General features: G+C 65.0%; 20 protein-coding genes. 10 read left to right on the top strand and 10 right to left on the bottom strand.

Annotated features, from left to right (window positions below; all coding sequences use genetic code 11):
* Nucleotides 1–72 precede the first annotated feature (72 nt).
* The 5 genes from ACSHWB_RS45440 to ACSHWB_RS45420 all read right to left on the bottom strand — a co-directional run bounded on the left by ACSHWB_RS45440 (nucleotide 73) and on the right by ACSHWB_RS45420 (nucleotide 7,530).
* Nucleotides 73–396: a hypothetical protein gene (locus tag ACSHWB_RS45440; RefSeq protein ID WP_439659541.1), complete on the bottom strand. Its 324-nt coding sequence runs from the start codon at nucleotides 394–396 to the stop codon at nucleotides 73–75.
* Between the two features lie 141 nt (nucleotides 397–537).
* Nucleotides 538–2,481, bottom strand: coding sequence for a S53 family peptidase (locus ACSHWB_RS45435; RefSeq protein ID WP_439659540.1), 1,944 nt, complete (start codon nucleotides 2,479–2,481; stop codon nucleotides 538–540).
* A gap of 342 nt (nucleotides 2,482–2,823) precedes the next feature.
* Nucleotides 2,824–3,108, bottom strand: a complete 285-nt coding sequence (locus tag ACSHWB_RS45430) for a hypothetical protein (RefSeq protein ID WP_439659539.1) — start codon at nucleotides 3,106–3,108, stop codon at nucleotides 2,824–2,826.
* Nucleotides 3,109–3,221: 113 nt separating this feature from the next.
* On the bottom strand, nucleotides 3,222–4,403 hold the full coding sequence (locus ACSHWB_RS45425) for a hypothetical protein (RefSeq protein WP_439659538.1): 1,182 nt from the start codon (nucleotides 4,401–4,403) through the stop codon (nucleotides 3,222–3,224).
* A 757-nt stretch (nucleotides 4,404–5,160) separates the two neighbouring features.
* A complete protein-coding gene (locus tag ACSHWB_RS45420) occupies nucleotides 5,161–7,530 on the bottom strand; it encodes a LuxR C-terminal-related transcriptional regulator (protein WP_439659537.1) in 2,370 nt (789 codons plus the stop codon).
* A gap of 542 nt (nucleotides 7,531–8,072) precedes the next feature.
* On the opposite strand from ACSHWB_RS45420, the gene ACSHWB_RS45415 reads away from it, so the two are divergent.
* From ACSHWB_RS45415 to ACSHWB_RS45400, 4 genes are read left to right on the top strand one after another with little or no spacing between them, the layout of a single operon-like run.
* Complete coding sequence (locus ACSHWB_RS45415; RefSeq protein ID WP_439659536.1) at nucleotides 8,073–8,966, top strand: helix-turn-helix domain-containing protein; 894 nt, start codon at nucleotides 8,073–8,075, stop codon at nucleotides 8,964–8,966.
* A gap of 5 nt (nucleotides 8,967–8,971) precedes the next feature.
* Nucleotides 8,972–9,475, top strand: a complete 504-nt coding sequence (locus tag ACSHWB_RS45410) for an ImmA/IrrE family metallo-endopeptidase (RefSeq protein WP_439659535.1) — start codon at nucleotides 8,972–8,974, stop codon at nucleotides 9,473–9,475.
* Between the two features lie 30 nt (nucleotides 9,476–9,505).
* On the top strand, nucleotides 9,506–10,780 hold the full coding sequence (locus tag ACSHWB_RS45405) for a DUF6545 domain-containing protein (protein WP_439659534.1): 1,275 nt from the start codon (nucleotides 9,506–9,508) through the stop codon (nucleotides 10,778–10,780).
* Between the two features lie 27 nt (nucleotides 10,781–10,807).
* Entirely contained in the window at nucleotides 10,808–11,770 is a 963-nt protein-coding gene (locus tag ACSHWB_RS45400; RefSeq protein WP_439659533.1) for an NAD-dependent epimerase/dehydratase family protein, read from the top strand.
* Nucleotides 11,771–12,101: 331 nt separating this feature from the next.
* Here the strand turns inward: ACSHWB_RS45400 and ACSHWB_RS45395 are convergent, their stop codons facing one another.
* A complete protein-coding gene (locus ACSHWB_RS45395; protein ID WP_439659532.1) occupies nucleotides 12,102–12,698 on the bottom strand; it encodes a hypothetical protein in 597 nt (198 codons plus the stop codon).
* Nucleotides 12,695–12,982: a zinc finger protein gene (locus tag ACSHWB_RS45390; protein WP_439659531.1), complete on the bottom strand. Its 288-nt coding sequence runs from the start codon at nucleotides 12,980–12,982 to the stop codon at nucleotides 12,695–12,697. Before ACSHWB_RS45390 ends, ACSHWB_RS45395 begins: the two co-directional genes overlap by 4 nt.
* 265 nt (nucleotides 12,983–13,247) lie before the next feature.
* Here ACSHWB_RS45390 and ACSHWB_RS45385 point away from each other — a divergent pair, with 265 nt between their 5' ends.
* The 3 genes from ACSHWB_RS45385 to ACSHWB_RS45375 are packed head-to-tail and all read left to right on the top strand — an operon-like array spanning nucleotide 13,248 to nucleotide 16,312.
* On the top strand, nucleotides 13,248–14,474 hold the full coding sequence (locus ACSHWB_RS45385; protein ID WP_439659530.1) for a helix-turn-helix transcriptional regulator: 1,227 nt from the start codon (nucleotides 13,248–13,250) through the stop codon (nucleotides 14,472–14,474).
* The gene (locus tag ACSHWB_RS45380) at nucleotides 14,462–14,998 is read left to right on the top strand and encodes an NUDIX domain-containing protein (RefSeq protein WP_439659529.1); all 537 of its coding nucleotides are present in this window, start codon (nucleotides 14,462–14,464) and stop codon (nucleotides 14,996–14,998) included. Before ACSHWB_RS45385 ends, ACSHWB_RS45380 begins: the two co-directional genes overlap by 13 nt.
* 45 nt (nucleotides 14,999–15,043) lie before the next feature.
* Nucleotides 15,044–16,312 (top strand): helix-turn-helix domain-containing protein, encoded by a 1,269-nt coding sequence (locus ACSHWB_RS45375; RefSeq protein ID WP_439659528.1) that lies wholly within the window; start codon nucleotides 15,044–15,046, stop codon nucleotides 16,310–16,312.
* A gap of 13 nt (nucleotides 16,313–16,325) precedes the next feature.
* Here ACSHWB_RS45375 and ACSHWB_RS45370 read toward each other — a convergent pair whose 3' ends face one another.
* Complete coding sequence (locus tag ACSHWB_RS45370) at nucleotides 16,326–16,967, bottom strand: HAD family hydrolase (protein WP_439659527.1); 642 nt, start codon at nucleotides 16,965–16,967, stop codon at nucleotides 16,326–16,328.
* A 48-nt stretch (nucleotides 16,968–17,015) separates the two neighbouring features.
* A complete protein-coding gene (locus tag ACSHWB_RS45365) occupies nucleotides 17,016–18,383 on the bottom strand; it encodes a helix-turn-helix domain-containing protein (protein ID WP_439659526.1) in 1,368 nt (455 codons plus the stop codon).
* Between the two features lie 191 nt (nucleotides 18,384–18,574).
* On the opposite strand from ACSHWB_RS45365, the gene ACSHWB_RS45360 reads away from it, so the two are divergent.
* Both ACSHWB_RS45360 and ACSHWB_RS45355 read left to right on the top strand, forming a co-directional pair.
* Complete coding sequence (locus ACSHWB_RS45360; protein WP_439659525.1) at nucleotides 18,575–19,354, top strand: hypothetical protein; 780 nt, start codon at nucleotides 18,575–18,577, stop codon at nucleotides 19,352–19,354.
* The gene (locus tag ACSHWB_RS45355) at nucleotides 19,351–20,589 is read left to right on the top strand and encodes an acyl-CoA dehydrogenase family protein (RefSeq protein WP_439659524.1); all 1,239 of its coding nucleotides are present in this window, start codon (nucleotides 19,351–19,353) and stop codon (nucleotides 20,587–20,589) included. The genes ACSHWB_RS45360 and ACSHWB_RS45355 overlap by 4 nt, the downstream gene beginning before the upstream one ends.
* Before the next feature lie 31 nt (nucleotides 20,590–20,620).
* On the opposite strand, the gene ACSHWB_RS45350 is transcribed toward ACSHWB_RS45355, so the two are convergent.
* A complete protein-coding gene (locus tag ACSHWB_RS45350; RefSeq protein ID WP_439659523.1) occupies nucleotides 20,621–21,079 on the bottom strand; it encodes an NUDIX domain-containing protein in 459 nt (152 codons plus the stop codon).
* A 317-nt stretch (nucleotides 21,080–21,396) separates the two neighbouring features.
* Here ACSHWB_RS45350 and ACSHWB_RS45345 point away from each other — a divergent pair, with 317 nt between their 5' ends.
* Entirely contained in the window at nucleotides 21,397–22,269 is an 873-nt protein-coding gene (locus tag ACSHWB_RS45345; protein ID WP_439659522.1) for a helix-turn-helix domain-containing protein, read from the top strand.
* The last annotated feature ends 65 nt before the right edge of the window (nucleotides 22,270–22,334 follow it).

The following is a 22,334-nucleotide window of genomic DNA, read 5'->3' as shown; positions in this document are numbered from 1 at the left end:
CGTGATCCCCCTGATCTGAACGGGATGTGCCCGGTGGCACGAGAGACTGGTGGGAGTGGAAGTCAAGGCCGGTCAGCCGCGCAGCAGCCGAACGGCTCGGGAGAACTGCAAACCGGCCGTGCGCAGGCCGGTGAGCCAGGCCGGTGTGGCCGGACCGGGCGGCTGGTCGGTGCCGGCTCGCGTCCGGACGGTCACGTCAACGGCACCGAATCCGGTCGAGTGCAATCCGGTGGCGACGTGCGCGCCGACGGCGACCGCAACCAGCGTCGGTGACTCCGCCCCGCCGGTGTGGGGGGAGACCTGCACGGAGGCAGTGCCGGACGGCACGGTCAGCGTCATCGCTGAGACGACGGTCGCGGTGGCCAGCAAACGGGTGACGATCCTGCGAGTGATCAATGGTCCTGCTCCAGATCCGAGAAGAGCCGGTACGAGCCGGGAGGGGTGGCCGCGCCGCCCGCGCTGCGGGTCCGCCCTGGGGTGCGGAGGCGGGCGACGCGGCCCTGGGGGATCAGTCCCTTGTGGACTGACGCTGGTGGGCTACTTGGCGAAGGCGGTCAGGAATCCCGCGGCCGGTGTGCCGACGCCGGTGACGTTGTCCCAGCCCGTGCCGCTCTGCAGCGACTGCGGCTTGCCGTCGAATTCGGCCAGGTAGGAGCCTTGGTTGCCGGGGACGTCGACGTGGCCGTAGGTGACCATGTACGGCGTCCAGACGCCGGCCGCGACCGGCTTGACATCGGTCATGCCGGCCTTGCCCGCCATCTGGTACAGCGCGCCGTTGAGAAACCCGAACCGCTCGACGCCCTGGGCCTGCTGGGCGTCCACGACGAGCGCCGCGATGATCGGCGCGGCCGCGGACGTGCCGCCGGAGGGGTACTCGACGTAGCCGTCCGGGGTGGTGAAGCCGATGCCAATACCGGTGTAGGCGTCCGCGAGCGCGGAGACGTCCGGCAGCATGCGGCGGCCTGTGCCCGGTGCGACGCCCTTCTGGTAGTCGGGCTGCTCGTACAGCGAGCTCGCTCCGCCGCCCGCTCCGCCGGCGAACTTGCCGTCGACGCCCTGCTGCGGTGCCCAATTCTGGCCGGACTGGGTGTAGCCGGAGATCTCCCAGCCGGTCTGGAACTTGACCTTGTTGTTGCTGTCCACGGCGACCGACGTGCCGCCGACCGCGGTCACCCACGGGTGCGAGGCCGGGAAGTCGGTGGCGGTGCGGCGCACGTCCGGGTTGCCGGCGTTGTCGCCCGCGTCGCCGGAGGACACGGTGATGGCCTGGCCCTGGATCGCGGCCTGCAGCGCGATGCTGTCCATCTGCTGCCGCACCGCGGCGGGCTGGTTCTCACCCGAGGCGCCCCATGAGTTCGACAGCACCGAGGCCTTGTTGTCCTGCACGGCCTTGTTCAGCGCGTCATAGAGCGTCCGGCAGCTCGACGCCCCGTAGTAGATGATCTTCGCGGCCGGGGCGATGGTGTGGATCGCCTGCACGTCGAGCGCCTGTTCGCCCGCCCACGACTCGGGGATGCACTGCTCGATGTCGTCCCAGCGGCTCGCAAGCACCGCGGAATACTGGCCTGCCGTCAGCTGCGGGGACCCGAACGTCGCGGCCGCGCGGTTGGTGTCGGACACGATCGGCTCGTGGTTGTAGGCGCCGATGATCGCGACCGTCTGGCCGGCACCGGTGTTGCTCCCGCCCAGGCTGTAGATGCCCCGCATCTGCGCCGTGTCGTAGCCGCACAGCGCGTTGGACTGCAAGTCGCCGGCGAACTTCCGCGGGACCGCTGTGTTGACTGACTCGCCCCAGTACAGCGCGCAGCTGTTCGGGTCGCCCGCGGCCTTGACGTCGGCGCGCGGCCGGGCCGGTGCGCCGTTGGGCGTGCGCATCGCCACCTGCTTCGGGGTGATCGTGCGCTCGCTGTCGTCCAGGCCCAGCACCGCCTCCACCGCGCCACGCAGCTCGCGCGGCACCGACACGGCGGACTCCGGCGCAGCCAGCTCCAGCGCACCGGCCTTCGTGGAGAGCTTGAACTTGCTCAGTCGCACCCGGAACGCCGACTCCAGTGCCGAGACCTTGCCCTCGACAGTCACGAAGTGCCGGTTGCCCGACACCTCCGACACCGTCAGGTTCTGGCCATGCAACCAGCCGGTCACCCGATCCACAGTGGACTGCGCGGGAGCGAACCGGTCCACGAACTGCTGCGAGGACAGGAACTTGCGGTGCGACGGGCTGCCCGGGGTGGACACCGCCTTGGCCAGCGCCTCGGCGCCGCGCCGATCTTTGAGCGTCAACGCGATCCGTACGCGACGGACTTCGTCACCGGCGACTTCGCCGACCTTTGCCGCTGGGGTGGCCCAGCTCGGCGTGTTGCCCTCGATCACCGCGCGGTCGCCGGCCAGGCTCGGGTCCGCCTGAGCGGCGGATGTCCCCAGGATCCCGACCAGTGCCGCGCAGCCGACGAGTGCCGCCGCGCGGGATGGACGTACTGCCATGTTTAAAGCCCCCGAATTCATAGCTTCACCCGGACCCGGCCGGGTATGACGGCAATCTCAACGTCATTGGTGAAAGGCGTTCGGAAACGCGGCGAGTAGCTTGCATCTGGGAATGCGAGCCCGTCGCGACGACGAAGTTGCCTTGTGTGGGATCAGTATCTTCGATCGTGCCATTGACCTGCACTGACGTGCCGTTGGTTTCTAGACTGCAATGTGGCGATTGCGGATGTCAACGTGTTCCGATGTATTTCTCGGCTTTCTTTTGTGGACAGTTTTAGGGCATTGCAAGGTGCCCGAAACCTAGTGGCAAACGGGTCTCAATGATCGCGTTAGTTCTATTTCCTAGCTGTTCACGGCGGTCACCTTTTTCGCGACGAATGTGGGGCCGAGATGGCAGGTCGAGGCGCCGCGTTCCGGCACGTACCCGGTCACGCGCACCCGTTGTGCCCGTGGCTGCTCACCTGTGCGGGCCCGGTGCTCGTTGTCCAGCACGACGCTGCCGGACAGCTGAAAACGCTGACCGGCTTCGGTGACCAGCGAGATGCATCCCGGCCGGCCCGTCAGCCAGGTGACCTCACCCTCGACGGTGGCCTGGGGGCTCCGCGACTCCGGTGGAGGGATCTGCACGGACAGAACGATTTCGGATGTCGGGTTAGACGGTTGCGCTGAATCGGACGGGGCCGAGCAGCCGATGGACGTGGCCATGGTGATACCGAAGGCGACGGCCAGTTGCCGCCTGGTCATCCCAGCTCTCCCGCCTCGGTCGCGTGGGCTCGTGACTCCTGGGTCCTGGGGAGTCGCAGCGCGGTGCGTTCTCGAGTGCTACGCAGGCTCCGTTCGGCGTGCACGACTCCCGCCGCCAAGATCAATGAGTTCGGTTCGCGCATTCGCGGCAGCAGGCCATCCAGAATCGTGCGAGCGTGCTGCGCTTCGAAATCCTTGCCCAGCAGCCATACTTCTTGGGGCAGATAGCCGCAGTGCCGTGACGCGTAGACTTCGCCGGTGCGGGGGATGAACCCGATCCTCCACGGCCCAGCGCGGTCCAGGGGCTGGCTGTTGGGGCCGTCGTCGTCTCCGTCGCGACGCCACTGTTCGCCATGGATTTCCCCAGCGACGCGTGCGCCGGCCCAGCCGCTGTCCAGTCGGCGTGAGTCTGCGGCTACGAAACTGTCTTCTGGGCCGAACACGACAACGCTCGCAGGTACGTCCGGTGAGCGCTGCCAGCCTGAAGAGGACTCACCGAGCAGGCCGCACGGCGCGTCCAGGTCGATCACGAACTCTCGCAACGTGTCCCGCGCGATCACGGCTTGGTCGAGCGAGTCACGCAGCTCGAACTGCTTCGCGATCGCGCTGGAGAGATCTGCCTTCGCGCCACGTCGACGGAGCCAAGCGGCAGGGCTCCAACCGTGCCCTGCGTCCGCAACTCTTCGGCGAGCGTCGGCAATGGAGCGCTCGGCTTGGTTGGTGTGGAACGTCAGCGTGGCCACCGTGGCGCGGAGCTTGCCTTCGAGTCGGACCAGATCCTCGGCTGGATCAGCGGTGGTCGCGTTTTGGAGGTGCCCAACAAGCGCAGGTGGTAAGGGATCTGTTCGCAGGCCCAGCGCGATGGCCAGCCCTGCTCTGCTGTGTGCCCAGAGTGGTTGATGTTTCGGCAACGCAATCCTCCCCCAAAGCTTCGAGGCGTCGGCCGCCGCGCTGCCCCACCTCGACCAGCGAGCAGGTGATCGCGATGCGACGGCGGCCGACGTCTCATCTGCGGCCGACAGTGGAGTGCCGGCCGGTGGCCAAGCAGCAGATCCCTCCCCGGCCCGCCGCTTGGCCACCGCCTCGTCGTCGTTCGTATGCGACGGCGAGGTCTTGGTGCACCAGATGTTGCACGTGACGTCGCGGTGTGACGAATGCCGCGACTGCTGCGCGAGCAATTCGTGTGCCTAACCGCATTGCCGGCACACTCATCTCACTGCCCCCTGGTGCTCGTCCTGACGAGAGTGGCTTTTCATCCGAGTGAGGCTTGGCTGTCGGCAATCAGCAGTGAAGAGAAGTCGCTGATGTCTCCAGTGTCTTGCTCGGTTCCGCATCTCGTCGTGACAAACACTATGGCAATCATTTCTGTTGTCAACGCGTAGAGAGGGACGTGCATTGGATGAATTATCCCGTAGTCGATAGAGTTGCTACGTGCTTTCCCGTAGAGCGGCGTGCCGTAGGCCCGTACAACTGCTGGTGGACGCCTGTTGAGCTGCGGAAATGACTGGAGCGAACAGTGTCGTGGTGATGGGTGGGGATTAACTTGTGAAGAAGGAATCCGGCTTGTCGTGAAGTTCCTGCGATCTCGGGTGCGCGCCCAGGTGCGCCTTGTGGCGGGTCGCCACGGGAATGCCGAATCGAGTCGTGATGTTACGGGTTGCCTGCTTGTCGCTACGGGTTCTGTCGTGCGACTACGGGTCGACGATGTTTCGCGGCGTCCCTGCGGGGGATCGGCGCAGGCGGGAGTGCTGGAATCGACACGTGAAGGGCTCGATTCGCGTGCCTCGCGAGGTTCACGGCCTGTCGGCGGCCCGCGTCCTGATGGTAGGACTCAGGTGACGCCGCAGGGTTGTGTGACTCTGCTCAATGCGAGGCCTGCCGAGGGGCAGTCGCGGCCGGCGGCAGGAACGCGGTCCCGGCGGCCGATTCGTTGGCTCAGATCGACTTGCTGGACTCTGGATCGAGGTACCACGCGACCAGGTCTGACCTGTTGTGGAGGTCGAGCTTGCGCTTCGCGTTGCGGACATGGGTCTCGACAGTGCGATCGGCGATGTCGAGATCCCGGCCGATCTCCGCGTACCGCTTGCCCTGCGCGAGAATCCGGATGACCTCGATCTCCTTGGATGTAAGGAGGTTCTCGCCGACGCGGGGAACGCGCATCTCTTCGATCGGTGTCAGCGCGAGCACTATTCCGTCCTCAATGGACAGTTTCTGGCCGGCGGCGATCGCTTCTCTGAAGCGGTCCTCGCCGATCGTGTGCCGGCAGTAGTCCTTGATCTCGTCGTTGACACGGAGAAACGGCTGCATGTTCACCACGCAAGTCTGTGACTCCCGCTGGAGGGAGCTGACCGCCCCGAAGAGCTTGCCCGCAAGTTCGTGATCCCCGACCTTGGCCGTGGCGACCGCGAGCAGCCAGGCGCTCCAGGTCGGTCCCCACGCATCGCCAATTTTGCGCTGCAGCCGAAGCGCTTCCTGGGCGAGGGAGATGGCGCGTCTCGCACTACCGTGCATGAACTCGACCAGGGCGCTGGTCCAAGTCGCCCACGAGATCGACCACACTGCCTGGGCCTCGCTCGCCAGGGCGAGCAGCCGATCGCGTTGCAGCACGGCCTGGTCTCGCTCGCCCAGGAACGCGACCGCCATCGCTCTGAACAGGATCGCCATGAAGGTGTCACCGGCGTTGCCGCCGAGCTGAAACGCTGCCTCAGCGCGTTCCAAGGCCGGGAGTGCGGCTTTCGCCTTCTGCAGGTCAGGCTCTCCGAGAAAGACTGCCGTCGCCGAGGCGTACAACAGCGGCGCCAGCGTCTCGCTCAGTCCTAGTGTCGCGGCCTCACGTTCGGCTTTCTGCAGTAGAGGCGAAGCGAGATCGAGGCGTCCTTGCAGCATCGCGATCCACGCGAGCATCGACGTGGCGGCGACGTCGGACGGTTCAGCGTGGTCGGCAGCGTGTTGCAGTCCGAGCATCAGCATTCGTCGGGAGTCGTTGAGCTGTCCGGCGAAGATCTGGCATCGCGACTGCGTGACGTTGGTCGCCAGTTCGACGCCGCGGTGCCGCTGCCGAGGCTGTGTGAGGAAGTACTTCTGGGCCGCGCGCAGGTTCGGGAGTTCCAGCCGCAACAAGTGCATCCACTCGACCTCACCGGGGCTGAGCCAGAGCTTGGCTCCTCGTCGCGCGAGGTCACTGAAGTACTCGGCAGCTGCGTGAACGACTGCGCTGGCCGGCCTCGGCGCAGTGCTGCTGTCGGCGTCGTGCTGCGCGTGGATCAGCAGCTGCTGTCCGAACTGCCTGATCACTCGCAGCATGCGATAGCGCGTGGAACCGGCCTGGTGATCGATCAGCAACAGGGACTTGCGCACCAGCTGTGAGAGCAGCGGCTGGACGTCGGCAGAGGCGATGCCATCGCCCACGCAGACCGCACGCGCCGCGTCCAAGTCGAACCCGTTCTCGGATTCGAACACCGTCATCAACGCCCACATCCGCTGTTCATCGCTCGTGAGCAGCTTCTGCGACAACTCGAGCATCGCCCGGAGCCCGCGGTGGTGCGCCTCTGTCGAGGTGCCGTCGACGAGGAGCCCAAGCAGGTCGGAGTGTTGGACGACTGACTGCAGGCTCAGCACGTCGAGCTGGCTGGCGGCCAACTCGATGGCCAGTGGTAGTCCGTCCAGCAGCTGGCACAGTCGGTTCGCGATCGGGTAGTTGGATTCGGTGATCTCAACGCCGACGGCGCGAGCGCGCACGATGAGCAACTGGAGCGCCTCATGCACCGTGGTGAGCGCGGCGGGGTCAGACGACTCCTCGGTTCCGATGCACAGGGGCGGCACCGGCAGCAGGTGTTCGCCGCTGAGGCCCAGTCTGATTTGGCTGGTGGCGATCACCCGCAGTCCCGGGGCCGCTTGCAGGAGGGTGCGCAACAGCTGTGGCACCGACCCGCTGCCGGGCTTCTCGCCGACAAGGTGTTCGCAGTTGTCCAGTAGCAGCACCGCTTGTCGGGGAGCCAGGTGTTCGACGAGAAGGTCCTCGGCGGGCTCGGGCGAGTTCTCGCGAAGGCCGAATGCCTGCGCGATCGCGGGCGCCAGCCGATCCTCGCCCTCGCGCAGGTCGGCCAGGTGAACCCGGCCACACTCGAAGTCGCTGGCGCGGCTCATCTCGTGGACGAGACGTTCCGCGACTCGGGTCTTGCCGACGCCGCCCGGTCCGATGAAGGTCAGCACACGAGCCGATCCGACGGTGTCGGCGCCTTGCCGCAGGAGCTGGCTTCTTCCGATCAAGCTGCTGAGCTCGCCAGGCAGGAGGCTTTCCTGCACTGAGACACGCCCTCGTGGGGTGGGAACGTCGTGGCCGACACTGGAGGCCTCGTCGGTCGGTCGCTTAGTGATCATCATGTGCTTCCCCCAGAACACGCGCTGAAGCCGCCAGGCGCCCCTCGCGGTGCGACGAGTTCTCCGTAGGTTTGCGGACCCGGCTCCACGCGTCTGCATTGGGACGCAGCAAAGGTCGTTTCGATGCCGAGCATGCGTCTGCTCAGCGGAGGTGGACCGCAGATTCAGTTAACAATCCTTTGGGGACGAAGCATCTTTGCTGGTCAACCTCAGTGTCGTTCGCCTCCCCGCGAAATGAACTGAAGTTGCATCTCCCCGTGATCGCACCATAGAGGACCTCCAAGCGGCTTGGCCAGTAACTGGCAGCACTCACCCATTCGGATTAATTTCTGCTTCGGTGCTGCCTAGTTGACCAGCGGCAACTATGAAAGGTTGACCAGGCCGATGCAGTCTGAGTTAACCTCGACGTGTCTGGGGGAGTGACGGAGTACGTCGCTGCGGTTCAACTGGGTGTCCGTGGGGGATGCATGAGCGAGGTTCAGCACGCGGCCGATGTGGTTCCTCGAACGCTGCACGGTCAAATCACGTGGCTGTTCGAGACGATCAGGCCTGCGGTCGAGGGCCAGCGATACAGCGACACCAAGCCGCACACGAACAAGGATCTTGCGCTGCATCTGGGCGTGTCACCGAGCTACGTGAGCCAGCTGAAAAAGGGTACAAAGCCGAATCCGACGAAGGATGTTCTGGAGGGGATCGCCTCCTTCTTCGAGGTCCCGACGGCCTACTTCTTCAGCGACGCAGAAGCAGCCCGGGTCGAGGCTGCGATCCGGTACGACGTTGATCTTCGCCGGTTCAAGGACGGTGAGCTCAAGGAACTTCCCGTGAACCCGTCGAGCCCGCACTGGTTAGTCACCGGTGAGATGCCAGACAGCTCCCGGCCTGTGTGCGAGCGTTTGAACTGGCTGTTCGATCATGTGCACTCGGTGCACGAACAACGCCCGTACACCGAGGAGGAGGTGGCGGAGGCGATCGGGGAGAAGTCCTGGCGCGTACGGGGTCTCCGCAGTGGCGAGATCACCGACAACGACGTCTCCGTTCCCGTGCTGCGCAACCTGGCGGCCTTTTTCGGACAGCGCCTCAGCTATCTCTACGCCGATGATCAGGACGTCTCCAGCGCCAAGACGGAAGACGAGAAGCTGCTTGAGCTCTTGCGGCAGGCCAAGAGCGATGAGCGCGGACTGCTGGGTATCGCACTGCGGACTTTGGAGTCCGACCCCCGGAACGCCGGCCGCAACAGCGGCCTGAGCAATGAAGCCAGCGCTCGGATCCTGGCAGGGTTGATCAACAGCCACCTGGAGATGGACGACCAACTGCGCCTGAACTCGGCCTCGGGATCAGGATCCGACAAGGCGGATCGGTGAAGCACATGAACCACGACGACACCGACGCTCCGCTCGATCGTCGATCTCTGAGGAAGCGCGCCGCAGAGTTCTCCAAGCGGGTGCCGATCCCGGTCCCGTGGGACGCGGACGAATACGCGAGCCTGCTCACGGTGGAGTTCGGCAAGCCTGTGCGATTTCGGTCGTTGAGCGAAGAGGTCGCACCTCACGACCTGCCTGAGACCAATTTCAGCGGCGCGCTCATCGAGTCCGAGCACTCCATCACGATCTTCTTCGACAACAGGAGCGGGCTAACCCATCAGCAGGACATCATCCTGCACGAGGTAGGACACCGCGTCCTGGGACACGTCGTCCACGACCAGGTTCTGTGCCGCAGCACCTTCGCCTCGCCGCGCGAGAACGAGGCAGAGCTGTTCGCTCGCGAACTACTCCACCGAGCACGGGGTCGCGACACCTTGCAGCTCGCACCACACGTCGATGATCCAAAAGGTGTCAGGTCGCTCGGGGGAGCGCTGGCCGACGTCGAGTAACACCGCAGATTTACGCCTGGGGGACGCGCAATGTGGTTTGTACTGGTAACAGGCTTTGGCATGCTGTGGTCGGCGCTGGCCGTGCTCGCGCACCTGCGCAGGGTCAAGCGGCGACCTGATGATCCTTCTGTGCCGGCCAAACGAGCGCTGCTGGCCGCAGCGGTGCTGGCCACGGTCTCCTATGCCCTGGCGATGCCGCCGTTCACATCGTTGCTGCATGTCGACGGCGTGTGGCTCAACTGGCCCATGATCATGACGCTGGGCAATTCCACCGTGATCTGCGTGCACATGTTCTACCTGTTCTCCGTAGAGGAACGCGCGACCGCGGTCCGGATCGCACGCCGGGAATGGTTGATCTACGCGGTGCTGACCACCGCGGTCATCGCCTTGTTCGCGATGAACCCCACTGCGAGTGACTACGACATCACCTCCGCGGGCAGGTATCAGGCCGGGGGGCCGGGAGATCCTTTCGCTGCCGTCGCCTACATCCTGTCGATGGGGTTCTCGGGCACGATGAACGTGGTGGTGTGTCGCCTCGGGTGGCGGTGGGTCAAGAAGGCCAAGGGAACGCGCTGGCTCGCGATGGGACTCAACACCAACGCGCTGGGGCAGATCGGCGGCCTGTGCATGGTTCTGCACTCAGTCAGCTACAACCTCGCCCTGCTGTTCGGCATCGTTCCGTCCTGGACGCAGAACGTCGTGGAAACCCCCATCAAGGGCATCGCGGGCCTGCTGACCATGCTCGGCCTCAGCGCTACCGCACTGAGCTTGTGGATCAAGAACAGTCGGCTTGTCGTGTGGGCGCACGCCAATCAGGCTCGCCGCCGGCTCTACCCGCTTCACCAGCGGATGTACGCAGCTTTTCCTTCCATTGTGGTCGACCCGCCGCCTTCATCGGCCCTGAAGGACTTTCTGCACGTGCGCGACGCCAGCCGTCAGCTGGGCGATCGCCTGGTCGAGCTGTGGGAGGGCCGTCTGCGCATGCGGATTCCATACGGCACCCGCGCTGTAGCCGGCGAACTCGCCCGCGCGGAAGGGCTCAAGGGGCCCGCGCTCGAGGCCGTCGTGGAACGTGCGTGCCTCGAAGTCGGATTTGAGGTAGCCCGCACAGGCACGGAGGTACGCGTCGAACTCTCGACCGCAGACGAGGCCTCACGTCTTACGAGACAAGGCGAGAAGGCGGCAGAGGTGCGCTGGTGGCAAGAGGTGCACGACGCGCGCAAGTCGCCGGTCGTGGCGCAGATCCGAACTCGCGCGCCAGAACTCATCCGAGCCTCGGCAACCAGCGGCGCAGCGACGAGCTGACGACGTGCGAATCCACGGAGGAACAGCGTGAAAACGATCGTCGTCGGAGGATCCGGATATCTCGGATTCCACGTTGTCGGCGCGTTACTACGCCACGGCCACGAGGTCAGCGTTGTCGGACGTAGCCACAACTCCAACCTGCCCAGTGATGTTGTGTTCCACGAGGGCGACGCCAGCTCACTGTCTCAAAGCGACTGGAAGCCGATCCTCAAAGGACACGAGGCACTCGTGTTCGCAGCAGGCGTCGACAGTCGCGCTCAAGCACCTCGGCCGAGTGGAGCCTATTTTCAGCACCACAACGTCGACGCGGTCCGTCGGATGATGGAAGCCGCGCGGCAGACCGGAATCACGAGCGCCGTCATCCACGGGTCCTACAACATCACGCTGAATCGGCAACGCCCAGAGCTCGGACTACCTGATCTTCACCCGTACATCGCCAGTCGCGCGGAACAGGCGGTCCAAGCGAGGAAGGCTGCAGACGGTTCGTGCTCCGTGGCAGTCCTGGAAATCCCGTACGTCTTCGGCGCGACACCTGGTCGGCCGAGTCAGTTCGAGTACATGGTGCCGTGGTTCCGCGGTGAGACGAGCTTGCCGCTCATGACACCCCCTGGCGGCACCGCACTCGTGAGCGCGGCTGCGATCGGGGAGGCGAGCTGCACAGCCCTGACCTCAAGGCTCGAGGGAGACTTCCCCGTCGCGCAAGCGAATCTTGAGTGGACCGAGCTTGTGTCACGGCTCGCGCGCCTCGCAGGACACCCGAACCCGGACGATGTTCGGCATGTACCCGCAAGAACTTTTCAGAGGTTCATGCGGTTCAACAGCTTCAGGGACTCCGTGCGCGGAGTGGACACGGGCCTCGACTACGCACACTACGGCGAGCTCTACACCAGCAAGATGTTCGTCCCCACATGCCTGCCAGAGCTGGGCATCACTGACGAAGATCTTGACGCGGCATTGCGTGAAACTGTCGGGGCTGCGCCGTCCGTGTGAGTTGCCGGATCCCGAAGCCATCAGACGTGGCTGGACGGTTGCCGGTCGGATCGACCACCCACCTACTCGCAGTCACATGAAGTCAGACACCGATACGAGGTTCAGCCGGCCGCTTTGCCCAACGCCCAGAGAGCATGGTGAACGGGTCGGGAAGCGCTAAACGGACCCGCCTGATGCTAAAGATCCTGTGCGAGCGTTGAACGGTAGTAACGATTCCGACACTGCGTACGAGGTCGCGGCCAACGCTTTCCAAACCGCCGGGCGGCTTGACCTCGGGCAGGGCCGTAGGCACTGGCATGGGCGTTCGAAGCATATCGCCGTGCGGCGATGTTCAGTCGCTGACCGTTCTTGTCTGCGTAGCCTGGTCTGCAGAAGTGGCTGGATCATCGGACTGATCCTCGCTGCACCGCAGTGCTTCGGCGAACCAGCGTGCGTGCCTCTCCAGCTTGCGCGCGGCAGCTGCAACGAGGACGACCAGGACTTCGAACACGCCTTCACCGCAGAGGAGCGGGATGCTTTTCTCGATCGCGATGGGGTCGGCCGTCGCGTAGGCAGAGACGAAGGCCGACGCTGCCCGCACGTTCTGTTGCCATGCGTCACGATCCTCGGCGTCGATGTCGCCGGGCAGGTGGAACGAGATCGGGAACCTGATCGGCGACTGCAGCTGGTCACGTGGCACGCCGTCGAGGAGGATCTTGGCCATGATGCTGGCGGCCGCGACCACCATCTGCTTGTCTGCCTGGGAGATGATGAGCTGGAGCGCGTCCTCGACTCCATCGGGCCGAGCCTTCAGTTGGTGCCCAATCGCGCGCAAGCACAGGTATGCGCCGCGTTCGCTGGTGTTGCCCTTCTGAAGCCGAGCCTCGTCTTCAGCGATTTGGTCGATGCCTGAAGGCGGACATGCCGATTCGTCGGGAATGGCGGTCATGGCTGCAAGACCAGTTCGCTGGCAGGCAGCGACATGGCCTTGCCGCTCGGCGTGGTGTTCGCCGAGTTTCCTTGCCGTGGCCACGGCAGGATGCCTTCGGCATCTCGCCACGCGCGGTCGCAGATCTGACACGTGGGCCACCACCGTTCGTGTGGCGGCCAGACATCGGACCCTGCCGTCAACTCGATGTCACACAGGCTGCGACCGACAGCGTTTGGAACGAGCGTCCGGGGTATCGCGTGGCGCTCGCCGTCGTGCGGCTGCCACTTGAAGGCTCTAGGCATGTCTGGTCACTTCCTCGAGCGTGTATGCGATCAGCGAGTGGGCTTGGCAGGCATCCACACAAGACGACATCGCGAGGGAGAACCAGATCATCAATCTGCCATCACCTATCAGGAATCTGTCATGCGATAGCTCTGAGCTGCGTAAACGACCGAATACACCGATTGGGTGAAATGAAAGTCCCTCGACGGGAATGCCAGCCTGGGACGTGTTCCAAGCTAGGCTGGCCAGCGACAATGCGTCCGATTCAGGCCCAGGGAGTGATCGATGCCTACTCCGAGGTCCGGCCTGGCTGAGCTTCGTCGGGCTCTCGGGTTCACCCAGGAGACGCTGGCCGAGGCAGTGGGGGTCACTGTCGGCACGATTGGGCGTTGGGAACGAGGCCAGACCAAATCGCTATCGCCGGTTTTGCAACCGCTTCTGGCGAAAGCGCTTGGCCTCAGTGGGACGCGGGAGCTGATCCTCGTCCTGCGGCCGCGAGCGCAGGCGGAACCGGCTGGTGCGCTCAGCGCTGACCGGTGGGGCGTCGGCGAGCCAGCCGACCTGACGCAATTCGACCCTGTGCAGAGAATCCAACGCGCGGCGCAGGCGTTTCAGGAAACAGATCGCCGGGTGGGCGGCGGTGTCCTCTATCTGGGTGTTGTGCAGTACCTGAACCAGGAGGTTGCGCCTCAGCTGCTCAATGTGGGTGATGGGTCGGCTGACGCCGTGCGGCTGTTCTCCGCTGCCGCGTCAATGACCGAGCTTGCCGGTTGGATGGCCCACGACGGCAGCGGTGATGACGCGAAGGCTCGCAGCTACTTCGACCGAGCCTTCCGGCTCGCGTCCGCTGGAGAGAACGACCTGCTCTCAGCAAACATATGCGCGTCCATGTCGCACCTGGCGATCGAACTTGGGCAGCCGTATGACGCTATTCGCATAGCTACCAAGGGTTTGGCGCGGGCCGGCGATCATGAAGGAGCTCTGAGGCTGGTGGCCCGCTTGCACGCTATGCGCGCCAGAGCGTTTGGTCTTGCGGGTGAGCGCCGGCCTTGCACGGACGAACTCAACGCGGCGGAAGCGATGCTGGACATTTCGGTGGGAGAGCAGAGCGCCGACTGGATCACCGGATTTGACGAGGCGTCCTTGGCGAGCGAAGCGGCCCTCTGCTTCCTCGACCTGGCTGAGTACGACGAGGCCGAACGTCAGGCTAGAGAGGTGATCCGGCTGCGATCCGGGGATCGGGTGCGTAGCCGAGTGTTCGGTCAGCTCACCTTGGCGAAGGTTCTCGCGGGCGCTGGGCGTGTGGATGAAGCCGCGGTGGTCGGCACCGAGGTCTGTGGCACAGCGTCATCGCTCAGTTCGGGCCGAGTGACCCGTCGACTCGATCTGCTGGCGCGTAACCTCGAAAGTGCGCGCCGCGTGCCGGAGGTTGAAGTGTTCCTCGCCGCCCAGAGGGCCGGAGCGCGCGGAACAGGAGCACAGAAGGGTCGAACTCCGACGTGGCCGATCTGACCGGGAAAGATCAGTTCGCTTACTTCGCGGAGGGGAACGCCAAACAAGCTCGCAAACGAGTCGCGGCTGACGTCCTTCTTCGTGATGAACAAGGGCGAGTCGTGCTGGTAAACCCGACATACAAGGACTTCTGGGATCTGCCGGGCGGTATGGCGGAGAGCAATGAGCCGCCGGCCGTCGCAGCTGCGCGCGAGGTGCGGGAGGAGCTTGGTGTCCAACTGAGTATCGGGCGGATCCTGTTACTCGATTGGGAAGCACCCCACGGACCGTGGGACGACCAGCTTGTTTTTGTCTTTGATGGTGGCGTTCTTGGGCCAGACTTGCTGAAGGCGCTGCGCGTGAGCGATCCGGAGATCAGCGAGTTCGAGATCGTCGAAGTCAACGAAGCGCTGCGGCGGTTGAGGCCGGATATGGCGAACAAGCTTGAACGTGCACTGGCTGCCGCAGAGTCAGGAACGTTTGACTACGCCGAGAAACAGAAGCTCCTCGGCGGAGATGCGGGCCTGGGACAGGTTCCAAGCTAGGCTCGCCAGCAACAACGCGGCCAAATTTTGCGCATGGGGAGACCGATGGCGACGCCTAGAACGGAGTTGGCCGCGCTGCGTGGCGCCCTGGGCCTCAGCCAGGAGGATCTGGCTCGGTTGGTAGGCGTGAGTGTTGGCACCATTGGACGTTGGGAACGTGGCCAAACCGCGAAGCTGACTCCGACTCTCCAGCCGCTCTTGGCGAAGGCGCTCAGGCTCAAGACCGTCGGGGAGTTGCTGCGTGTGCTCCACCCTGGGGGGCCGTCCTCAGTGGCGAGCACGTCCGGTGCCAAGGAAGTCGCCTGGATGGCGTCGACCTCGCCGGGAATGCCCGTCCGCGGTGGTGACGATCTGGACCGCGTGCACGCGGTCGTTCCCCGGCTTCGACGAGTTCTGGACGCGTTCGATCTCCCAGAAGACGGACCGACGCGATCTTTGGGAGAGATCGCGGCTGAGGTAACACGTGTCAACGAACATCGTCTGGAAGCACGCTACGGCCTCCTGGCAGAGCAGCTTCCTGGCTTGCTCGCCGAGCTGGGCCGGGCAAGCCAGGTGGTGAAGAGCGACCAACAACTACATCAAGCAGCCGCGCTTCGCGCCCTTGTGTTCCGTGCTGCGGACGGAATCGCTTTCAAGTTCGGGTATCTGGACCTTTCAGCCCGCCTCATCGACCTCATGCGACAGTCAGCTCAGGTCGCGAACGACAGTTTGTTGGTGGCGGCGTCGGAGTACGTCCGCACCGAGACGTTCTTCGCCAACGGTGACCTCGACACAGGCGCCCGAGCCCTTGTCGCTGCGGCTGATGCGATAGCTCTGTCCAATCGAGACCGACCGGGCGTAGCCGCTGCGTTCGGATCTCTCCACATGCGAGCTGCTGTGGTCGCAGGAAGACTCGGTGACGCTCGGGCGGCAGCTGACCACTTGAGGGAGGCTCGGTACGCCGCGAGCACGGTGAGCGAGGGCATCTACCGCGGCACGGCTTTCGGCCCGCATTCGATCCGCATCCACGAACTCGCTGTGGCCGCTGAGCTGCGCGACCCAGTTGGAGTCGAGCGAGCTTCGGCGTGGCACCCACCTTCGGAGTTGCCGGCGGAGCGGCGCTCCCACTACTACATCGATCTGGGGCGCGCTCAGCTCACTCTCGGGCGACACGAGGACGCGTACGCATGCATCGAGAAGGCGCGGGAAGCTGCTCCTCAACACACGCGAGAACATCCGCAAGTCAAGAGCGCCCTCGGTTCCCTTCTTCAGCTTCGCCCAGGCAACAGCCGAGTGGTCGAGCTCGCCGCATGGGCAGGCGCACGAGCGATCTGATTCGTTCGGCCGCCTAGCTGGTCATCAATGCGGGAAGCTGGTTCAGCGAGTCGATCACCCAGTCTGCATCCCGTTTAACCAGCGGATCGTCGGCCCACAGATGGCCCCAGGGGCCGCGACGGATCAGCACCGTTCGGAGACCGGCGGCCTTCGCGGGAACGATGTCGTTGTCCCGGTGGTCGCCGACATACACCACCTCGGACGCGGGTTGCTGAGTCGCGGCGACGACCCGATCGAAGAACTCCTTCGACGGCTTCGCGACACCCCATTCCCCGGAAGTGGCCACGTAGTCCGCAGGCAACGCGAGCCCACGGAGAAGGTCACCCGCCCGAGCTGTCTGATTGCCGGCGATTCCAACCCACAAGCCGAGGTCACGCAGGTCTGCGAGGCCTGATCGCACGTCCGGATACAGGTCGTCTTCTTCGATTCGCTCCCCGAGCCCGGCATCCTCTCGCAGCTGTCGCTCACACGCTACGTCGAAGCCGGCGCGGAAGTACTGGAAGGTCTCCGCGTTGTCCCGTCCGGCCGCCGTCACAGCACCCAGGACGGTCGAGAACGTATGGCGCGAAACGCCTATCCAGTCCGCCCACGCACCCCACTCTCGCGAGTCGTCCAAGAGCGTCTCGCCGACATCGAACACAACAGCACTGACCATGTGTCACTCATACGGCATCGAGCCCGTCCGAGCGAATGCATGACGGGGCTACGCGACAGCGCCCGTGCGACGAGCGAAGGCGTGCAGGCCGGGCAAGGAGCGCGCGGTCGGGTGCTGCAGCAGGCTGGTGGTGATGCGCTGAATCGGTTTGCGGTAACGGACTTCGTCCTGGGACGCCCGTTCTGCGGAGAGCAGCGCCCGATAGCTGAGCTCGGGCTTGTTCCACTCGTGGAAGGCGTGGGCGACGTCTGACCAGTACCTGGCACGGCGCTCGGCGAGCGGGATTGCGGCTGGGTTGATCTGCTTCGCGACCTCGATGGCGGTGCCGTAGTCACCCAGGGCTCGGGCCACGCTGATGCGGTACAGCCCAACACCGGTCGGGCCGAACGCGGTGAATCGGTGGTTCGCGTCAGAACCGAGGCGCACGGCGGCCTCTACCGCTTCGGCCGTCAAGGAACGTGCGGTATTTCGGTCTCCGTCGACGGCTGCGGTGTACGCGCAGGTGGACAGCAAGGTTCCGTACACCGACAGGTGTTCCGGACCTCTGTGCAATTCAGGCTGCAGGTTCCCGATGGAGCTGAAGATCAGGCGCTGCGCGGTGTCCGCATGTCCGGTGCGTCGCAGCACGATGGCCCAGGCGCGGTGCGCGGACGCTTGGGCTAGGAGGTCGTCCGAATCGTGGGCCGCCTGCATCGCCCGGTCCGCGGTGGTCCACGCGAGCTGCCCGCGGTCGAGTTTGACCATCAGCTCCGATGCCAGTGTGTACGCATCGGCCAGCAGGCCGTTGGCGGAGGAGGTGTCTTCGTTCTCGGCCCGTGTGGCCATCGCCGTCGAGACCAGACCGGGCAGCTGGGTCGCGGCCTCGGTGTAGCGGCCGAGTTGGTAGACCGACCGTGTGTGGGCAACGTCGGCTTGAAGCTGGGCAATGGTGACCGGGGTGGCGCTCGTGGTGGGCGGATCTAGCAAGGCGCGCTCGAGCGTGCTCACCGGATCGGCTTCAGCCGAGACCGGCGATCCCGTTCCCAGCACCGAGGCGCCAGCGAGGCCCGTCAGTCCTGCCAACAGCGTGCGACGACGCATGGGATCGGTCTCCTCGTCCGGTGCCAAGTTGACGTTGACCCTAGCGACGGGACGCTGCGCGCGCACTGACCGTGACGCGGTGTCGGAAAGGCCGAGCAGGGACGACGGGATCTGCAGCGCGGCGGCGAGGGAACGGAGCACTTGAACGTCGCGCAACGGCTGTTTGCCGCGCTCCAGCCGAGACAAGGTGGAGATGGAATAGCCGCAACGCTTGGCCAGCTCCTCAAGGGTGAGTGGAATGGCCCGGCGGACGGCACGCACGATCGCGCCGAGGTCACCGGTATCGACAGCGGCGCGGACCTCGTCGGTATCCCAGATCGCGCAGGTCCGATCCATGTCCGGCGCTCCTCACTCAGAGCAGGACTTGCGAGCGTACCCAAACGATCACAGTCCGTGCCAGCCGGTTTGCATACCTTGCAAATGAGTGATCGACCTCGGCAACTCCACTGGTCAGCGAGGTAGCGGAGGCCGTGTCCTGGGCATCGACGCGGTAGGTCTCCCACTCCTACCGCGGAGGAGGGGACACGATGAGCAACACCACAACCGTGCAGGAAATGACCGCGTCGGAGCTGGAACGCGCTGGCTTGCTGCACGTCGAAGGCCACGCGGTGATCAGCAGGTTCGCGCTGTTCGTGCCGGTCGACGAATTGGGTACAACGCGGCCGGTCACGATCTACGCCGGGGCCGTGGTCGGGCCGTTCGCGGTCGTGCACGGCGGCACAACGATCGGCGAGCAGGCACGCGTCGAGGAGCACGCAGTCGTCGGCAAGCCCGAACTCGGGTATGCGGTCAGGAAGATCCGGCCTGGTGCCGGCGGCGGTACGGTGATCGGCGCGGGAGTGACGGTTCGTTCCGGCGCGGTTGTATACGCCGAGGTAGGCGTAGGTGTGAACTCGATGGTCGGGCACCACACGCTGCTGCGCACCGCCGTGCAGGTCGGCGCGGACACGCAACTCGGCCACCTTCTGACCGTCGAACGCGACACCCGAATAGGCCGCAACGTGCGTTGTTCGCCCGGCTCTCACATCACCAGCGCCACCGTGATCGCCGACCGAGTGTTTCTTGGCGCCGGTGTGCGCACGATCAACGACAAGACGCTGACGTGGCGCGACCCGCATCGCGAGCCCGTGCTCGCGCCGCCGCGGTTCGAGGCTGGAGCGAAGGTCGGGAGCGGCTGCGTCGTGCTGGCCGGCGTGACGGTCGGCGAGCGCGCTCTCGTCGGAGCGGGATCGGTGATCACTCGCGACATCCCACCGGGTGCATTGGCTTTCGGACACCCCGCTGCCGTGCGCGGGGAGACGTTGTGAACCCGGTCCTGACGAATGAGGAAGCCGCTGCGCGCGAGGCGATCAATGCCTGGCTGAGGCCGTTGCGGGGCGCGTTGGACCCTGGCGGCCTGGTCGACTGGAGGCGGCTGGAGGCGTTCGCGGACGCGCTGGATCGTGCCGTAGCGACCTACCCCGTGGATGCGGGTCTGCCGGCAGGCGCCGAACGCAGCAGTCGTCTCCAGGCGATTCGACGGGACCTCGCCGGCTGCGGCCTCGCAGGACCGGAGGGCGATCCCGCGTTGTACCGCGTGCTGCTGCAGTTCGTATGTGGCTATCGGGACATCGATCTGCGCAATTCCATTGGGCTTGGTCACGGGTCGCTCATCGCTCGTCACGGCAGTCTGGAAGCACGGCAGAAGTGGATTCCGCGGCTGCGGACAGGCGAGCTGGCGGGGATCGCCGTCACCGAGGGCCATGGCGGATCGCGACCAGCGGAGACCCGCTCTCAAGCAGTTGCGGGACCAGCCGGAACGTGGCTGGTGACGGGTCGTAAGACGTGGATCAGCCGACTGAACGAAGCGGCGGTGTTCGTGCTGTTCTTCCGAACACCTGATGGTCGCCTTGCTGCCGCTGCTGTCGATGCCGCCGAGGAAGGCCTTCGTCGGCATCCGATTCCACCGACCGGACTTGCTGGTTGGACGTGGGGCGTTCTCGAACTCGACGCCGTGCCGATCAGGCGGGACGACGTGCTGGACGGGAGCGGGATGAGGCTGCTGCGTCAGCACTTCGCCGGCTATCGACCACTCGTCACGGCCACCGCGCTAGGTGGCGCTGCCGCTGTCTTCGACACCGTGACCGCCAGGCTCTCCGCCCGGCAGTCCAGCGGAGAGTTGCCTCGGCTGCGGGATTCCGCACTGATAACCCTGGGGCGCGCACACGTTCAACTGGCGACTGCCCTGCTCTGCACCGTCATGGCGTCCAACGTCGCCGAGGCAGGAGGCTCGGAAGCGGAGCTGTGGGGCGCCGCGACGAAAGCGCACGGCATCGACGTGGCCAATACGACCGTCGCCGAGCTTGCGTTGCTGCTCGGTGCGTCTGGCTTTCGTGCCGATTGCCAAACGGCCAAAACCCGCCGCGATCTGAGCGGACTGCTCTACGCAGACGGAATCCATGACAGCCTCTACCGGGCTGCGGGGAAGCACCACGTCGCCGGAATGAAAGCGACGGTGCCCCCACCGCGCAGTCGGCTCGAGTCCGCAGCGCGGACTGTTTAAGGAGAAGCTGGTAGGCGGCGGCGGGTCGCGATCAAGCGACTCGCTGTCCCTGCTCGCACAACGCGGTCGTGCCTTGATTCGCAGCCTCCAATGCGACGACCAGGCGGTCGGCCAGGAGCGGCTTCACCTTGCCGCGGGCTTCGTCCATCGTGTGGAGTCGAGCCGACAGGATCTCGCCGTCCGGAAACACCAGGCTTACCAGGTCAGTCTCGTCCAGCACGCCGCCGTCGAACACGAAAATCACGCCTTCAGGACGTGAGTCCTGAGGGCACACGTAATCCACCACCAGCAACCGCCCCAAGGGCCTCTCCCAGCCCAGCTCTTCAGTGAGTTCGCGGGTCGCGGCCGCCCAAGGAGACTCGTCAGCGTCCACCGCGCCACCAGGAATCTCCCAGTTGTCCTTGTAGGACGGCTGGACCAGCAGTACTCGGCCCGCGTTGTCGTGGAAAAGTACGCCAGCCGCCATACGCTTACGGGCCAGCGTCTTCACGTATTGCTCCACTGGGAGGACCTCAGCGGCAGGAGTAGGCGAGTGCGATGCGGTCACGTCGGCACCCTAGCCAATCCCGTGGAACCACTTCCCGTTGGGGAAGTCGCGACTCTGCTTGCCCAACTTCGGGGACGGCGAGGCAATCACCCAATCGTGTCGCTCGTGCCGTTTCGTCCGATCCTTGCAGCTCAGAGGTGGCGAATGTGAGTTTGCTGCCGGATCCGTGCGAGATCGGCGGTCTGGTGCACGACTGGATCAGGCCGGTTAGCTGAAGGCGCAACAGATCGGGTGTTTGCCATTCGCCGCAAGGAAAAGGGATGCCGAAGCGATTCTCCACGGCCAAGGGGCGCGAGTTTGGCGCCAGTCTCCGTCAGGCCATCGAGAGCACGGGCTACAGTTCACGTGAACTCGCCGGTGTTGTTGGCTGGGACGAAGCCAAGCTGTCGAACGTGGTGAACGGCAGGGGTGGAGCCGACGACGTCGACCTTGCGCTTTTGCTCGGCACCTGCCGACTCAAAGCCGCTGAACGCAAGCACCTGCAGCGTCTCTATCCGACCATGGGTGAGAAGAACTGGTTGCAGCAGCACGGGATCTGCCCGCCGGCCTGGCCCCGGACGCTGGCCGAGAACCTCGCTGCGGCCGACACCGTCACCACCTGGAATCCACACGGATTGCCTGCCCTGCTTCAGATTCCGGGCCACATGAGTGCTGAGATCACCGCCTCGTCCACTGTCCCTGACAAGGAACTGGACGCATGGATCGCAGCTCGCCTGGAGCTGAATGACCGGCAGTTCCAGCTACGTGGCCTGACCTACACATTCTACCTGCACGAGCTAGCCCTTGCGCTTCCCGTCGGTGGAGACGAAGTCCACGTCGAGCAGCTACATCACATGCTGCAGATGTCGGTCCGACCTGAGATCAACATTCGAATCGTTCCTGCGGCCTTGGGTGCCCATCCGGGCATGAGGGGGCCGTTCACTCGCTTGACCTTCAAGGCCCATGAGCCCCTGGTGTGCATCGAGAACGACACGTCCACGGTGTTCGTGGAGGACAAGGCCTCAGTCGAGGGCTACGGGAGGGTTGTTACGGCACTCGGTGAGTCCAGTTTGGACTGTGAGAGCGCCAAACTGCTGATCATCGATATCGCGGAACGGCTAGCTGCTAGTTCCCATCAGCCGACAGCGAAGTGACTGTACGCCGATGGTTCGGCCGTCCTCTTTTGGTTCCGGAGAAACTGAAACGCTCCGCACCGCGA

Origin of the sequence: Lentzea sp. HUAS TT2, from assembly GCF_051853195.1 — a bacterium.
GTDB lineage: Bacteria > Actinomycetota > Actinomycetes > Mycobacteriales > Pseudonocardiaceae > Lentzea.
Note: the sequence above shows the minus strand (reverse complement) of the source record. Positions and strands in the feature narration are given on the sequence as shown.